The sequence below is a fragment of the Pseudonocardia sp. T1-2H genome, from assembly GCF_038039215.1.
Classification (GTDB): Bacteria; Actinomycetota; Actinomycetes; order Mycobacteriales; family Pseudonocardiaceae; genus Pseudonocardia.
The window spans coordinates 5,134,437-5,149,010 of the sequence record NZ_JBBPCL010000001.1; the positions used below are offsets into that span (position 1 = coordinate 5,134,437).

Annotated in this window: 14 protein-coding genes; 5 read left to right on the plus strand and 9 right to left on the minus strand. The window is 72.7% G+C overall.

Going from position 1 to position 14,574, the window contains the following annotated elements:
• Positions 1-11: 11 nt before the first annotated feature.
• Both WBK50_RS25350 and WBK50_RS25355 read right to left on the minus strand, forming a co-directional pair.
• Entirely contained in the window at positions 12-1,607 is a 1,596-nt protein-coding gene (locus WBK50_RS25350; protein ID WP_341338005.1) for a serine/threonine-protein kinase, read from the minus strand.
• Positions 1,608-1,638: 31 nt separating this feature from the next.
• A complete protein-coding gene (locus WBK50_RS25355) occupies positions 1,639-3,504 on the minus strand; it encodes an apiosidase-like domain-containing protein (protein ID WP_341338006.1) in 1,866 nt (621 codons plus the stop codon).
• 206 nt (positions 3,505-3,710) lie between these two features.
• On the opposite strand from WBK50_RS25355, the gene WBK50_RS25360 reads away from it, so the two are divergent.
• Positions 3,711-4,145 carry a CBS domain-containing protein gene (locus WBK50_RS25360; protein ID WP_341338007.1) on the plus strand — a complete coding sequence of 145 codons (435 nt, stop codon included), beginning with the start codon at positions 3,711-3,713 and terminating at the stop codon, positions 4,143-4,145.
• Positions 4,146-4,225: 80 nt separating this feature from the next.
• On the opposite strand, the gene WBK50_RS25365 is transcribed toward WBK50_RS25360, so the two are convergent.
• Complete coding sequence (locus WBK50_RS25365; RefSeq protein ID WP_341338008.1) at positions 4,226-4,873, minus strand: mycothiol-dependent nitroreductase Rv2466c family protein; 648 nt, start codon at positions 4,871-4,873, stop codon at positions 4,226-4,228.
• A gap of 179 nt (positions 4,874-5,052) precedes the next feature.
• On the opposite strand from WBK50_RS25365, the gene pepN reads away from it, so the two are divergent.
• The 3 genes from pepN (at position 5,053) to WBK50_RS25380 (ending at position 9,260) form a co-directional block, all read left to right on the plus strand.
• Positions 5,053-7,614, plus strand: a complete 2,562-nt coding sequence (gene pepN, locus WBK50_RS25370) for an aminopeptidase N (protein WP_341338009.1) — start codon at positions 5,053-5,055, stop codon at positions 7,612-7,614.
• Positions 7,615-7,768: 154 nt separating this feature from the next.
• Positions 7,769-8,491, plus strand: coding sequence for a hypothetical protein (locus tag WBK50_RS25375; RefSeq protein WP_341338010.1), 723 nt, complete (start codon positions 7,769-7,771; stop codon positions 8,489-8,491).
• A gap of 100 nt (positions 8,492-8,591) precedes the next feature.
• Positions 8,592-9,260 carry a phosphatase PAP2 family protein gene (locus WBK50_RS25380; RefSeq protein WP_341338011.1) on the plus strand — a complete coding sequence of 223 codons (669 nt, stop codon included), beginning with the start codon at positions 8,592-8,594 and terminating at the stop codon, positions 9,258-9,260.
• Positions 9,261-9,327: 67 nt separating this feature from the next.
• Here WBK50_RS25380 and WBK50_RS25385 read toward each other — a convergent pair whose 3' ends face one another.
• The 6 genes from WBK50_RS25385 to ctaJ all read right to left on the minus strand — a co-directional run bounded on the left by WBK50_RS25385 (position 9,328) and on the right by ctaJ (position 13,030).
• Entirely contained in the window at positions 9,328-9,690 is a 363-nt protein-coding gene (locus tag WBK50_RS25385; protein WP_341338012.1) for a hypothetical protein, read from the minus strand.
• Positions 9,691-9,813: 123 nt separating this feature from the next.
• Positions 9,814-10,200: a sensor histidine kinase gene (locus tag WBK50_RS25390; RefSeq protein WP_341338013.1), complete on the minus strand. Its 387-nt coding sequence runs from the start codon at positions 10,198-10,200 to the stop codon at positions 9,814-9,816.
• The gene (locus WBK50_RS25395) at positions 10,143-11,306 is read right to left on the minus strand and encodes a hypothetical protein (protein ID WP_341338014.1); all 1,164 of its coding nucleotides are present in this window, start codon (positions 11,304-11,306) and stop codon (positions 10,143-10,145) included. The genes WBK50_RS25390 and WBK50_RS25395 overlap by 58 nt, the downstream gene beginning before the upstream one ends.
• Before the next feature lie 95 nt (positions 11,307-11,401).
• Positions 11,402-12,097: a response regulator transcription factor gene (locus WBK50_RS25400; RefSeq protein ID WP_341338015.1), complete on the minus strand. Its 696-nt coding sequence runs from the start codon at positions 12,095-12,097 to the stop codon at positions 11,402-11,404.
• Positions 12,098-12,297: 200 nt separating this feature from the next.
• Positions 12,298-12,798: a DUF5130 family protein gene (locus WBK50_RS25405; protein ID WP_341338016.1), complete on the minus strand. Its 501-nt coding sequence runs from the start codon at positions 12,796-12,798 to the stop codon at positions 12,298-12,300.
• The gene (gene ctaJ / locus WBK50_RS25410; protein ID WP_341338017.1) at positions 12,785-13,030 is read right to left on the minus strand and encodes an aa3-type cytochrome oxidase subunit CtaJ; all 246 of its coding nucleotides are present in this window, start codon (positions 13,028-13,030) and stop codon (positions 12,785-12,787) included. Before ctaJ ends, WBK50_RS25405 begins: the two co-directional genes overlap by 14 nt.
• A 238-nt stretch (positions 13,031-13,268) precedes the next feature.
• On the opposite strand from ctaJ, the gene WBK50_RS25415 reads away from it, so the two are divergent.
• Positions 13,269-14,567 carry a class I SAM-dependent methyltransferase gene (locus WBK50_RS25415; RefSeq protein WP_341338018.1) on the plus strand — a complete coding sequence of 433 codons (1,299 nt, stop codon included), beginning with the start codon at positions 13,269-13,271 and terminating at the stop codon, positions 14,565-14,567.
• Positions 14,568-14,574 lie beyond the last annotated feature (7 nt).

Sequence of the window (14,574 nt, forward strand, 5' to 3'; positions counted from 1 at the left end):
GTGGAGGCGCCTCAGGCGCGGCCGAAGGACTGCAGGATCTGGTCCCCGTTGTCCGCGGTGGACACGACGAACGTGTACGCCTCGCGGGTGGTGGTGCCGTCCTTGCGCTCGAAGCGGATCGTCGCGCCCACCCGGCCGTCGCCCATCGAGCGCGCGTTCTCCACCCCGACCGAGTTCATCCCGGCGTAGAAGCCCCGGTAGCTGGAGATGCCGCCGGACTGAGCCTGCGCCGACGAGCTGAGCAGGGCGAACGCGGCGTCCGGGTTGCCCGGCAGCAGGCTGTAGTAGTTCTGCACGAACGCGACCGCGTCCCTGGAGTTCGCCGGGGCGGTCGCGCTGTCGCTCGTCGTCGTGGGCGGTGTCGTGGTCGTGGTCGTGGTCGTGGTGGGAGGCGTGGTCGTCGTGGTGGACGCCGCCGTGGTCGTGGTCACCGGGGCCGCCGGCGCGGACGTGGCGGGGGCCGCGACACCGTCCGACGGCGTGCCGTTCGCGCGGGCCACCCCGATCACGATGCCCCCACCGACCGCCAGGAGCACGACGACCGCGATCAGGATCGGGACGAGCCTGCGGCGCCTCGGCTTCCCGGCCGCAGCGGGGCCGTTGCCGCTCCCGCCGCCTCCGCCGGGCGGGATGACGAGCGGGCGCGGGACCTCGGTGAGGGTGCGCGGGCCCGGATCGGCGGGCTCCTCATCCACCGCCACGGCCGGGGCGACGACGGTGGCCGGGGAGGTCCGGGCGGGCGGCGCGACGCCGGCGGCCGAGCGCCCCGCGGCGATGGCCACCAGGGCGTCGCGCGTCTGCGAGGCGGTGGGCCGGTCCTCGGGCTGGTTGCTCAGCAGGCGCATGAGCAGCGCCGTCAGCGGGCCCGCGGACTGCGGCGGGCGGACCGCGCCGGTCGCGACCTTGTGCAGCAGCGCGTAGGGGTTGTCGTCGAGGCCGAAGGGCGGCTCGCCCTCCACCGCGGCGTAGAGCGTCGCCCCGAGGGCGAACACGTCTGAGGCCGGTGTGGGCTCCTGGCCGCGGGCGACCTCCGGCGCGAGGAACGCCGGGGTGCCCGCGATCATGCCGGTGCGGGTGAGCTGCACGTCGTCGACCGCGCGGGAGACGCCGAAGTCCGTGATCTTCGCGCGGCCGTCCTCGGCGATCAGCACGTTGCCGGGTTTGATGTCCCGGTGCACCACCCCCGCGGCGTGCGCGGCGGCGAGCCCGTCCGCGACCTGCTGGCCGATCGCCGCCGCGTCCGCGGGGTCCATCGGTCCCTTCTCCGTGAGCACGGCCGCGAGCGAGCTCGACGGCAGGTACTCCATGATCAGCCAGGGCCGTTCGTCGTGGACGACGACGTCGAACATGCTGATCACGTGGGCGTGCTGGAGGCGGGCTCCGATGCGGCCCTCGCGCAGGATGCGCTGGCGGGACTCCTCGATCGCGTCCGCACCGTTGCCGGCGATCCCGTTCGCGGCCGCTGCCAGCAGTTCCTTCACCGCGACGGACCGGTTCAGCAGCTCGTCGGTGCCCCGCCAGACGGCACCCATCGCCCCCGCCCCGATGCGTTCGTCGAGGCGGTAGCGGTTCCCGATCCGGATCGGGTCAGGGTCGGACGGGGTCATGACTGCCCAGGATAGGGAACCTCCGCGATCGTCACCGTGGCAGGCCCAGCTTCTTCGCGCAGGCGGGCCATGAGCCGTAACCCCCTCGGGCGTCCCGCACCCGGGTGGCGACCGCGATCTGCTCCTCCTTGGTCGCCTGGTCCGCCCGCGCCGCGAACTCGGTGCCGCCGAAGTCCGACCAGGTCCCCGAGTCGAACTGCAGCCCGCCGTAGTAGCCGTTGCCGGTGTTGATCGCCCAGTTCCCGCTCGATTCGCAGGTGGCGAGGGTGTCCCAGGACCCCGGCGCGGGTGCCGCCGGCCGGGCGGGCCGCGAGTGGTTCGGCGTCGGGGGTCCGGCGGGCTTCGCCGGTTCGGCCGGCTTCGTGGGTTCCGGCGTCCGGTCAGGGGTGGGTGCCGGCGTCGGAACCCGGGAGACCGCGGCGGAGGCGTCGTCGAGGACGTCACCCGCGGTGACCGGCTTCGATGTGGGTGATATCTCCGGGCGGGTCGGCTCGGCGGCGGTCGTGGGCTCGTCGTCGACCGGGCGGGGGCTGTCCGGGCCCTCCCAGACGTCCTGGCCGGGGTCGCCGTAGCCCGCGTCCAGGTCGTCGAGGACGAGGACCCAGTCCTGCTCGTCGCCGGTGCCGGTGGGCGCCTCGAACCGGGCCGTGCCGGCGCTGGGCAGCGGTTCGACGGGCAGGACGTCCCCGGAGCGCGGGTCGAACCAGGCGGGGCGGACCTCCTCGCCGGTGAGCATGTCCAGGTCGACCGTCACGTCCTGGCCCGCCGGGGTGTACGCGACGAGGAACGACCCGTCGGACGCCAGCGAGCCGGAGATGCGGTTCGTGCCCGAACCCCCGGTGCCGGCCAGGGCCTCGTCCGCGGGCTCCAGGGTTCGGTAGGGGCGCGACTCCATCAGCGCGCGGAGGTGGCCCAGCTGAGCCGGGTCCGTGGCGGCGCCGGCGTAGGTGGTGCCGGCGGCGCCGGCGAGGGCGTCCTGCCAGGCCCGGCGCCGGACGTCGAGGGCGCTGCCGGTGTCGCCGGCGCGGGTCCGGCTACCCGTGCCGGTTCCGTTCGAGCCCGCGGTCGGGCAGGCTTCGGCGCCCCCGACAGGCGACCCGGCGCGGAGAACCGGCATCGCCTCGCCGTCGGATGTCCGCGCCGACCGACCGGCGGCGAGCTGGTCCTCACCGCTCCCGGCGGCGCACCCGTCGTCCGCGACGGTCCGGAAGTCGTACGGACCGTGCGCGGGGGTGCTGCCGCCGGCGCGGGGCAGGTGGCCGATCAGGCCCTCGCTGCCGCCCGATCGCAGGCCGCCCGCGAGCTCGCGCCAGATGCCGTCCGACTCGGCCGTCGCGTCCCCGCCGAGGAGCCAGGACACCGGCGACGCGCCGTAGCGCTGCCCGAGGAACGTGCCGTACGCGCGGGCGTTGTCCTGCGTGACCAGGCTGCCGGCCTGGCCGTCCGCCCAGACCGGGGCGAGCGCGAGGGAGATCCCGCGCTGCTGGGCGGCCCCGACGATCGCGTCCACGTGGTCCCAGAAGTCGTACTGCGCCGGGTCGTCCGGGTCCGCCCCCGCGGTGGTGGCGAGCGCGCCCAGGTGGCCGGCATAGGCGGCGTCGCCGTAGCGGTCACGGGCGGCGCCCGGCATGATCAGCCCGGCCCGGACGACGGTGAAGCCCTGCTCGGCGCGGGTGGCGAGGTACTGCTCGGCCTCCTCGGTGCTGAGGTCCGTCACGAGGTCCCAGGCGGTGTCCGCGAGCCAGTAGAACGGCTCGCCGTCCGCGCGGGCGAAGTAGTGCCCGTCGACCGTGATCAGCCCCGCCCGCGGCGCCCGCGTGGTCGTGACGGCGAGCACCGCCGCCGCCACCGCGAGCACGGCGAGGACCGCACCCGCCACCTGCATCCGAATCCGCACCGCCGGACGATCACATCGCCTCGCTGATCTCCGTGGACGTTCGGGAGAACCGGTTGCGATCGTGAACGCTCAGCGGCCGCCGGCACGACCAGGACGCCGAACCCATGATCCCCCGAACCGACGCGGATCTTTTTCCGCCGAACGGGAGCATCATTGATCGGGGGGAGCACGAGCAGCCGGATTTCCGGACAGACCGGAGGAATTCCATGACCATTGCGGACGTCCTCGAGACAAAAGGACGAACGGTCCACACGATCCTGCCCTGGGCCACCGTGGCGGAGGCCGCCCAGCAGCTGAACCGTCACCACATCGGGGCACTCGTGGTGAAGGATTCCGCGCATCCGGTGCTGGGCATCCTCTCCGAGCGGGACCTGGTCCGCGAGCTCGCGCGGCGTGGCCCCGAGGTGCTCGACCAGCAGGTGGAGAGCGTGATGACGAAGTACATCGTGACCGTCGCCCCCGGCGAGTCCGTGATCCGCGCGTTGCAGACGATGACCCACGGGCGCTACCGGCACCTCCCGGTCGTCGACGCCGGGAAGCTCATCGGGATCGTCAGCATCGGGGACCTGGTGAAGAGCCGGCTGCGGGATCTCGAGCTGGAGGCGGGGGTCCTGCGCGACGGCTGGATCGCGGCCCACTGAGACCTCCGAATGGACCTGGAACACGAACGGCGCCGTCGGCGAACACATGCCGACGGCGCCGTTACAACGGAAGGGAATGCTCAGTAATCGAAGTCCGGGTCCTCGGTGCGGGTCCGCTTGAGCTCGAAGAAGTGCGGCCACCCGGCGAGCAGACGCGCGCCGTCGAAGACCTTCCCGGCGTCCTCGCCGTGCGGCACCTTCGAGATGACGGGGCCGAAGTAGGCCACGCCGTCGACGTGCAGGACCGGCGTGCCGACGTCCATGCCGACCGGGTCCATCCCCGCGTGGTGGCTGGCCTTCAGCTTCTCGTCGAACTCGGTGGAGGTCGCGGCCTCGGCGAGCGACGCGGGCAGGTCCAGCTCCGCCAGCGCCTCCTTGATGACGACGTCGAAGTCCTTGTTGCCACCGTTGTGGATGCGCTCGCCCATCGCGGTGTAGAGCGGGCGCAGGATCTCCTGGCCGTGGGCCTCGGCCGCGGCGATGCAGACGCGGACCGGCCCGTAGCCCTTCTCCATCAGCTCCCGGTACTGCTCCGGTAGGTCGTCGCGCCCGGAGTTGAGCACCGACAGGCTCATCACGTGGAAGCTCAGGTCGATGTCCCGGACCTTCTCCACCTCGAGGATCCAGCGCGACGTCAGCCACGCCCAGGGACACAGCGGGTCGAACCAGATGTCGACCGTGGCGGCCTTGCTGTCGGCGGTTCCGGCAGGACTCTCCGTGCTGCTCACGGGTGCTCCGTTCATCGGGGACGCGGGTGGCGGCGGACCCGCCACAGCGCACAACCTGCGATGTGCGGGACGTGTTCCCCACCGCCGTGGGAATGCCCGGGGCAGGTACGGGGCACACGTGATTGGATGCCAGACGTTGCCCATCAGCTCCGCTTCTCCGAGAGGACGCATCCGAGCCCATGGCCCCGCCCAACCTGACCCGTACCGACGCCGAGCAGCGGGCGGCGCTGCTCGAGGTGTCCAGCTACATCGTCGACCTCGACCTCACGGACGGCTCCGGCGGGCCCGGGGAAGCCCTGTTCGCCAGCACGACGACCGTCGAGTTCTCCTGCCGGGAACCCGGGGCGGACAGCTGGATCGATTTCGTCGGCCCCGAGGTCGTGTCGGCCACGCTGAACGGCGTCGTCCTGGACGTCTCCGGGTACCGCGAGGAGGACGGCATCGCGCTGCCCGGCCTGCACGCGCAGAACACGCTGACGATCGTGGCGGCCGGCGCGTACATGAACACCGGTGAGGGCCTGCACCGCTTCGCCGACCCGGTCGACGGGAGCGTCTACCTCTACTCCCAGTTCGAGACGGCGGACGCGAAGCGGCTCTTCCCCTGCTTCGACCAGCCGGACCTCAAGGCGCGGTACACGCTCACCGTGACCGCACCCCACGGCTGGAAGGTCGTCTCCAACTCCCTCGCCGAGATCGAGGTCGGCGAGGTCGCGACGATCCACCGCTTCGCCGAGACCGAGATCCTCTCGACGTACCTGGTGGCTCTGATCGCTGGCCCGTACGCCGAGTGGCGCGACGAGCACGACGGCATCCCGCTGGGCATCTACTGCCGCGCGTCGCTCGCCGAGTACATGGACGCGGAGCGGATCTTCACCGAGACGAAGCAGGGCTTCGACTTCTACCACCGCAACTTCGGCGTCCGGTACCCGTTCGGCAAGTACGACCAGCTCTTCGTGCCGGAGTTCAACGCGGGCGCGATGGAGAACGCCGGCGCGGTGACGTTCCTCGAGGACTACGTCTTCCGGTCCCGCGTGACCCGCTCCGCCTACGAGCGCCGCGCCGAGACGATCCTGCACGAGATGGCGCACATGTGGTTCGGCGACCTCGTGACGATGCGCTGGTGGGACGACCTGTGGCTCAACGAGTCCTTCGCCACCTTCGCCTCCGTGCTCTGCCAGTCCGAGGCCACCGAGTACAAGGAGGCCTGGACGACGTTCGCGAACGTCGAGAAGTCCTGGGCCTACCGCCAGGACCAGCTCCCGTCGACGCACCCGATCGCCGCGGACATCCCGGACCTGCAGGCCGTCGAGGTCAACTTCGACGGCATCACCTACGCCAAGGGCGCCTCGGTGCTCAAGCAGCTCGTCGCCTACGTCGGGCTCGAGCCGTTCCTCGCCGGGCTGCGGGACTACTTCGAGGCCCACAAGTGGGGCAACGCCACCTTCGACGACCTGCTGAGCGCGCTGGAGAAGGCGTCCGGCCGGGACCTCTCGGACTGGGGCGCGCAGTGGCTGCGCACCACCGGGCTGAACCTGCTGCGCCCCTCCTTCGAGGTCGCTCCGGACGGCACCTTCACCTCGTTCGAGGTGGTCCAGGGCGGGGCCCGGCCGGGTGCCGGTGAGCTGCGGACGCATCGCGTGGCCGTCGGCGTGTACGACGACGCGGCGGACGGCGCCGCCGCCGGCAAGCTGGTCCGGACGCACCGCGTCGAGGTCGACGTGACGGGTGAGCGGACCGCGGTCGAGGCCCTCGTCGGGGTGCCCCGCGGCAAGCTGGTGCTGGTCAACGACGACGACCTCACCTACTGCGCACTACGCCTGGACCCGGACTCGCTCGCCACGCTCGTGGACCGGATCGGGGACATCGCCGATCCGCTCCCCCGCACGCTGTGCTGGTCCGCGGCGTGGGAGATGACCCGCGAGGCCGAGCTCAAGGCGCGGGACTTCGTCACGCTCGTCGCGGGCAGGTTCGGCTCGGAGACCGAGATCGGCGTCGTGCAGCGGCTGCTGCTGCAGGCCCAGACGGCCACCGCCTCCTACGCGGGCGGGAACTGGGCGGCCGAGCGGGGCTGGCCGCTGCTCACCGACGCCCTGCGCTTCCGCCTGGACACCGCGCCGCCCGGCTCGGACGCCCAGCTCGCCGTCGTCAACTCCCTCGCCGGCAGCGTGCTCCCGGACGGGACGCTGGAGCAGATGAAGGGCTGGCTGGCCGGGACGGACGTCCCGGAGGGCCTGACGGTGGACACGGACCTGCGGTGGCGGCTGCTGCAGGCGCTCGTCGCCCACGGCAAGGCCGGTGAGGCGGAGATCGACGCCGAGCTGCAGCGGGACCCGACGGCCGCCGGCAACCGGCAGGCCGAGCGGGCCCGGTCGCTGGTCCCGACGCCCGAGGCGAAGGCCCGGGCCTGGGACCGCGCGGTGCACGACGACGAGCTGCCCAACGCCGTCAACGAGGCGATCATCGGCGGGTTCAGCCACCCCGCGCAGCGGCACCTGCTCGGCGAGTACGTCGAGAAGTACTTCGCCGAGGTCGCGGACGTGTGGGCGCGCCGGACGTCCGAGCGGGCGCAGAGCGTGGTGCTCGGCCTGTTCCCGTCGTGGGCCGTGGAGCAGTCGACCGTCGAGGCGGCGGACGCGTGGCTCGCCGACGAGTCGCACCCGCCGGCCCTGCGCCGCCTCGTCACCGAGGGGCGGGCGGGCATCGTCCGGGCCCTGGCGGCGCGGGAGTTCGACGCGAGCTGACCCTGCCGTCGCCCGATCTCACGCAGCGTCATGTCCGGGAGCGGTGATCCCGCTTCCGGGCGATCCGGGCGTCATGGCACACTGGTCGCACCCACGCTGCGCGACTGCCGTTCGGGGACGTCGGTCGTCCGGAAGACCCGGAGACCACCTGATCGTGCGCCCGCTTCCCCGCTCCCTGCGCTCGGCACCCGCCTTCAGACTCGGCGCGCCGTGCCTCCTGCTGTCCCTGCTCCTCGCCGCGTGCGGCGCGCCCGTCCCGGACGCGGCGCTCGTCGCGCCCGCCCCGACGGTCGCGGCGCCCGCACCGACGACGGCCCCCGCCGTCCCGTCGGCCGACCTGGTTCCCGGCGCCGCCGCGAACGTCCTGCGCTCCGCCTACGAGGCGAGCACCCGGCCTCCCACCACGACCGCCGCGCCGGCCCCGGGGACCGGCACCCGCTCCCCGGGCGGCGGCGCCACCGGCCCCGCGGGCCGCTCGATGAGCGCGAAGATCACGTTCTACGCGGCCTACGACAACGACCCCGCCGGCAGCACCCAGATCGCCTACCCGAGCGTGCACTCCGAGGCCGGCGGCACGGGCACCTTCGCGGACCCGGTCACCATGGCCTCGGACGCGGACCAGATCGCGCCCGGCACGCGGATCTACTACCCGCCGCTCCGCAAGTACTTCGTGATGGAGGACCAGTGCGCCTCCTGCCTGGGGTCGGGCTCCTTCTGGATCGACCTCTACGCCGGCGGGGCCACGGACAGCGGGGTGGAGGACTGCGAGGCGGCCCTGACTCCGGGCGGGAACGTGACGATCGAGATCGACCCGCCGGCCGGGCGCGCGGTGGACACCACGCCGCTCTACTCGAACGGGCGCTGCATCGCGGGCTGACGGGCGCTGCATCGCGGGCTGACGGGCGCTGCATCGCGGGCTGACGGCCGATGCGCGCGACCTCGCCCGATCGCCGCCGGATGTCGGTAGCCTGGGCGAGGTGCCGACCCCGAGCCCCGACGTGCGCGCCGCCCTGCCCGACGGGCTGCGCCGGCCGGCGATGGCGGTCGTCGGCGTCGCGATCGCGGTGTTCGGCGTGCTGGCCGCCCGGTACGCCGGGGACAGGCGGGCGGGCCGGGTGGACTGGCACGCCGAGAACGTCGTGGACTCCCTCGGCGGCGCGCACAGCTGGGTCTTCGGCCGGCTAACGACCTTCGGCTCGCCGCCGTTCGTCGTGATCGCGGCCGTGGTGCTGGCCGGGGTCTGTCTCGCCCTCGGCCGTCGGCGGCTGGCGGTCCTCGCGATCGTCGGGCCGGGCCTGACCGGGCTGGCGACCACGTTCCTCAAGCCCACCATCGGCCGGACCATCGAGGGCGGCTTCGCGTTCCCGAGCGGCCACACCGGCGGGGCCACCTCGATCGCGTTGGTGGTGGCATTGTTGCTGGTCAGCCTGCTCAGACCGGGGCGGCGGCTGTCCATGGCCCTCGTCGGCACGGTGACGCTGGTGGCGGGCGGGACCATCGGCGCGTCGATGGTGGTGATCGGGTCGCACTACCCCACGGACACCCTCGGCGGCTTCTGCGCCGCGGTCGCGATCGTGCTGAGCTGTGCGCTCCTGCTGGAACGGCTGGCGGCGGTCCACGCTCGTCGCCGCACCACCTCGTCGTAGCGTCCCGACGGGCGAGGGCCCGGTCCGCGAAGTGCGGACCGGGCCCTCGTCGTTCGTGGGGCGGGCGTCAGGCCCTGCGGCCGAACTTCCGCATCAGCCGGCTCGCGGCACCGCCACGAGGGCGGTACCTGGCACAGGCCTCGCGTCCGCAGAAGGCGCAGTCCGCACCCGGGCGGTAGTGCTCGTGCGCGTCCGGCTCGTGCCCGCACGTGCAGGTACGGGTGCTCACCGGCGTCCGCGGCGCGACGGGCGGCGGCGTGGTCGGAGCCGAACCACTCTGCTCCGGAGCGATCTGCTCGGAGGCGCGCTGGGCCGGAAGGCTCAGCCCCAGGTCGTCCAGCGAGGGAATGCCCGTCGGCGGGGTCAGGACCGACGAGGTGGACCTCCGCGCGCCCGGACGGCCGCCGGGTCGCTTCTCCGTCTCACCCATGTGGGCTCCTCTCCTCGGAGAACCGTTCACCGTCCGAACGGCTCCGCGACAGTATGCGTTCCCCTCACTCCGGAGGGGAATCACCGAAGGTGATGACGACGTGTACCCGTTGAGGAGGTTGCGTCACCGCGACAGAGAATCGCTGACCGGAAGTGTGGCGTCGACGGCCGGAAGAGTGACAGTGGCGACACAGCCGGTCGGGTCGCCCACCGAACGGAGGACGAGCGAGCCCCGCTGCCCCTCGAGCAGGTGAGCGGAGATGTAGAGCCCCAGCCCCGTGCCACCCGCACTCTCGTCCCGGACCCCGCGGCGCAGCACCTCCTCCTCGGCCCCGGCCGGCAGGCCGGGGCCCTGGTCCCGGACCTCGATGAGGACCTTCCCCTCGTCCTCGACCGCCCGGATCGCGACCGGCGCGCCCGGGGCGTGCCGCTCGCAGTTGGCCAGCAGGTTCGTCACCACCTGGGCGAGGACGGCCGAGTCACCCCGCGCGCGCAGACCGTTCTGCACCACGAGCGAGACCTCCCCGCCACCGGCCCGGCGCAGCCGCACCAGCCCGTCGAGCACGGGTTCGACGAGGTAGTCCCCGGCTCGGCGAGCTCGTCCGCCATCTCCGCCGTGCCGTCCAGGATGGTGTGCAGCCTGCTGAGCTCGGCCAGGACCGCCTGGCGCAGCCGGGCGTGGTCCGCGCCCTCGCTCTCCGCGCTGAGCAGGTGGGTGACCCCGGCCAGGCCCGCGAGGCCGTTGCGCAGCTCGTGGTTGCGTTCGGCGGCCGCCGCCATGGCCCGCTCCATGTGCAGCGCGGCCTCGGACAGCTCCTCCTGCTGCTCGTAGTTCTGGCTGTGCAGGTCCCCCAGCGAGCGCTGCACGACCTGCAGCAGGCCGACCAGGACCACCACGAGGCCCACGACGCGCAGCACCGGGAACACGAGGTCCTGCGGCGTACCCGCGACCACGCGGTACAGCTGCCCGGCCGCGAGCACGACCAGGCCGAGCCCGATCCGGGCGCGCGGCGTGCTCTGCCGGTGGTAGGCGTCGATGACGTAGAGCACGGCCACCGCCACCCAGCCCGCGAGGACGACGACCGTGGCCAGGGTGCTCGCGACGATCGTCGCCACCGGGCCCGTCCACTGCACGAGACGCAGCGCCGCGATGGCGAGGAGGCCGCCGACCAGCAGGATCACCCAGCCGCCCCACGTCCCCAGCCGCCGCGGCGGGCGCAGGGCCAGGGCGAGCAGGGCCAGCGCGGTCCCGTAGGCGACGAGGCGGGACAGCCGCATTCCCGGCGACTGCTGGGCGGCGAACGCGCTGACCGTCCAGGGCAGGACGACGAGGCAGTACATCGTGAGCGCGGCCGAGAACCAGGCCGGACGGGGATCGGTGAGCACCCGGGACCCCATGAGCGCGAGGATCGCGGCGCCGGCCCCGATCGCGGCCGCGACCAGCGTCAGGATGTCCTGGGTGCGGGTTCCGGGCACCCACTCCATGACGGTCATCGAGCGCGCCAGGCCACCCGCGACGAGCGCGACACCGAGCACCACGACGACGTCGACCACGAGCCGCGACGTGAACCGGACGCGGCGCAGCCTCCCGAAGGCGCTCGTGGCACCAGTCACCATGCCGGGACCCCTCCCCGCACCGTCCACCCGAGACGGACCAGGTGAATTCTAGGTGAGCCGGTCCGCCGCGGAGCGGGTGCCGCGCCCGCAAGCCGTCAGGAGCGCGTCGCCCTGCGGTAAAGGGCGACCGCCTCGAGCTGCGAGCCGACCTCGAGCTTCGTCAGCACCGCGCGGATCTGCGTGCGGACGGTCGCGAGCGAGACGACGAAGTGGTCCGCGACGGCCTGGGCGCGGCGGCCACGGGCCAGCTCGGCCAGCACCTCGCGCTCGCGCTGGGTGAGCCGGTCGAGCTTCTCGGTGAGCACCCGGCTCTCGGCGTCCCGCTGGTGGTAGAGGTCGATGAACTTCTGCCGGCGCTCCGGGGACATCACCGGGCGGCCCGCGACGGCTTCCCGGACGGACGCGAGGAGCGTCGGGAACGGGGCGTGCTTCGGCACCCAGGCCAGGGCGCCGGCGTCGAGCGCCGACCCGATCCGGGCGTGGTCCGCGCTGCCGGAGAGGACGAGCACCTGCCAGCCGGCGGCCATGAACGGGCCGACGAGGTCCACCCCGTCCACCCGGTTGCCCTCGTGGTCCCGACCCAGGTCGAGATCCAGCAGGACCAGGCCGGGCTCCAGGCTCGCCGCCTCGGCGAGGATCGGCGCGATCCCGCGGGCCTTGCAGAGCTGGGTGGCCAGGCCCTCGACGCGCAGACTCATCACGATCGAGGTGGCGACGAGCTCGTGGTCGTCCACGACGAGCACGGGCATGCCGGGGCCCCGGGGCGGCTGCTCCGGAGGGCCTGCCGGCATGCGATCAGTCATGAGTCCCGTCAATGGTCCGCCGTCGGCCGGTCACGTACGGACAACGATTCGCCCGGCGAGCGGCGCGGGTGGCACATCGTCACAAACCGTACAGGCGACCAGGTCCTTACACCATATGGCTTACCCACGAGGTCGCATCCGGCACTGGTGCCGGATGCGTGTGTGTGGTGGAGCCGCGAGCCCTCGGCTCAGGAGCGGCGCCGTGCGCCCGCCTGGTCCGCGAGCATGCGCAGCCCGCTGAGCAGCCCACCCAGCAGGTCGCTCTCCTTGAAGGAGGCCACCATGCTCATCACGGCGAGCTTCGCGCCGCGGTCCGGCAGCCGGGTGTGCGCCTCGGCGCCGGTGACGACCTCGACGACGCGCTGGCCGGGGCTCACCGCGACGAGCACCGCCTCGGCGGGGTCGGCCAGCGAGTCGTGCAGCTCCGACGAGCGCTTCTCCGGGTCGTCCCCGAGATCACCCAGGTAGATCGCGAAGTTCAGGCCCGTGTCCCGGCTCGCCAGCGTGAGCGCCTCGTCGAGGCGGGTCAGCTGGACGGGCGTGAAGGGCCGGTCGACCGCGTCCGTCTCGTCCGAGAAGATCTCGGCGGCCGACACCCGCCCGGAGGACGTGATGACCGCGCCCTCGGGCAGGTCGGCGGGATCCGCGTCCTGCGCCGTCGCCAGGGTGTTGTGCTCACCAGTGGCCACGAGCGCCTCCCTTGGGGCCAGAAGCGATACCGGACACGTGAGCGCCGGAGTGGGCGGGCAGGTGGGCGCCCTCCGGGTTGGCCGTCCAGAACAGCGGCTCGTGCGGCCACGGCTGCCCGGTGCGGTACCGGGGCCGCTTGGACTTCCTCGGCGCCATCACGAGCAACGCGACCGCCGCGTACAACACCACCGGCGGCAACACGAGGGTCAGCACCGTCTCCACCACGCTCACGTGGGAGAACCTAGCGGATCGACCCGAGTGGTTGCGTCTCGGGCGAGGGGGACGTCGGTCACGTGGACCACGCGCGTCAGGCCGGCGGATCTGCTGATCGCGACCTTCGCGTTCCTCAAAGGGGCTGGATTATTCGGACATATCCGGCGAACCCCCGCGAAAGCGGGTAACGCCGCTTGCCGGGACCTCGAAAGCCAGGCATACGGTGCCGCGAATCGGCGCGATCGAAGGGCGGGGAATGACCCAGAACGATGTGCTCGGGGAACGGATGACCACGGTGCCGGTTCCTCAGCAGAGCACGACATCGGCGAGCGTGTCGGCCTGCCGCGCCTGCGGAACGCCCGGGGTGCGGGAGTTCCTCTCCCTCGGTGCGACGCCGATCGCCAACGCACTCGTCGAGCCGGCCCGGTCCGCCACCCCCGATCCGTCGTACCCGCTGGCCGTCGGCTTCTGCCCGTCGTGCTCCCTGGTGCAGCTCACCCACGAGCTCCCCGCCGAGGCGATGTTCGACGCGAACTACCCCTACTACTCGTCCTTCATCGACGCCCTCGTCACGCACTCGGCGCAGCACGTCGACTCGGTCGTGGAGGAGCGCGGGCTCGGCGCCGGGTCGTTCGTCGTGGAGCTCGCGAGCAACGACGGCTACCTGCTCCGGCGGTTCGTCGAGCACGGCGTCCCGGTGCTCGGGGTGGAGCCGACCCCCGGGCCGGCCGCCGCCGCCCGCGAGGCCGGCATCCCCACGCTCGAGGAGTTCTTCGGCGCGGACTGCGGCGCCCGGATCCGGAAGGAGCACGGCGCAGCGGACGTGATCATCGCGAACAACGTGATGGCCCACGTCCCGGACCTGAACGGGTTCGTCGCCGGAATGGCCGCTCTCGTCTCGGACGACGGCATCGTGCAGGTCGAGAATCCGGGCGTCCGTTACCTGTTGGAGCATTGCGAGTTCGACACCGTCTACCACGAGCACTTCTGCTACTTCTCCACGATCGCGGTGCAGAAGCTGTTCGCCCGGCACGGGCTGAACCTGCTCGACGTGGAGTTCTATCCGGACCTGCACGGCGGCACGCTCCGCTGGACGGCGGGCCGGACGGGCACCCCGACCGAGCGCGCACTCCGTCACCTCGACGAGGAGTACGCCCTCGGCCTGGACGACTTCGCGGCCTACGCGGACTTCGGCGCCCGGGTCGCCGCCAACCAGACCCGGTTGGCGTCGCTCCTGCGCGAGCTGCGGGCCCAGGGCAAGTCGATCGCCGCCTACGGCGCCGCGGCCAAGGGCGCGACGCTGCTGAACTCCACGGGCATCGGCGCGAACGTCATCGACTTCGTGGTGGACGTCAACACCCACAAGCAGGGCAAGCTCCTCCCCGGCGCGCGGATCCCGGTACTCGACCCCGCGGAGCTGATGGAGCGCCGGCCGGACTACGTGCTGCTGCTCGCCTGGAACTTCAAGAACGAGATCATGCGGCAGCAGGAGGCGTATCGCCAGGCGGGCGGCAGGTTCATCGTGCCGGTGCCGAGCCCGCAGGTCGTGGGGTGAACACTTC

Excerpts from the sequence above, each read along its gene's own strand:
- WBK50_RS25350 (WP_341338005.1), bottom strand. The coding sequence starts at position 1,607 with ATGACCCCGTCCGACCCTGACCCGATCCGGATCGGGAACCGCTACCGC.
- WBK50_RS25360 (WP_341338007.1), top strand. The coding sequence starts at position 3,711 with ATGACCATTGCGGACGTCCTCGAGACAAAAGGACGAACGGTCCACACG.
- pepN (WP_341338009.1), top strand. The coding sequence starts at position 5,053 with ATGGCCCCGCCCAACCTGACCCGTACCGACGCCGAGCAGCGGGCGGCG.
- WBK50_RS25385 (WP_341338012.1), bottom strand. The coding sequence starts at position 9,690 with ATGGGTGAGACGGAGAAGCGACCCGGCGGCCGTCCGGGCGCGCGGAGG.
- WBK50_RS25395 (WP_341338014.1), bottom strand. The coding sequence starts at position 11,306 with ATGGTGACTGGTGCCACGAGCGCCTTCGGGAGGCTGCGCCGCGTCCGG.
- WBK50_RS25400 (WP_341338015.1), bottom strand. The coding sequence starts at position 12,097 with ATGCCGGCAGGCCCTCCGGAGCAGCCGCCCCGGGGCCCCGGCATGCCC.
- WBK50_RS25415 (WP_341338018.1), top strand. The coding sequence starts at position 13,269 with ATGACCCAGAACGATGTGCTCGGGGAACGGATGACCACGGTGCCGGTT.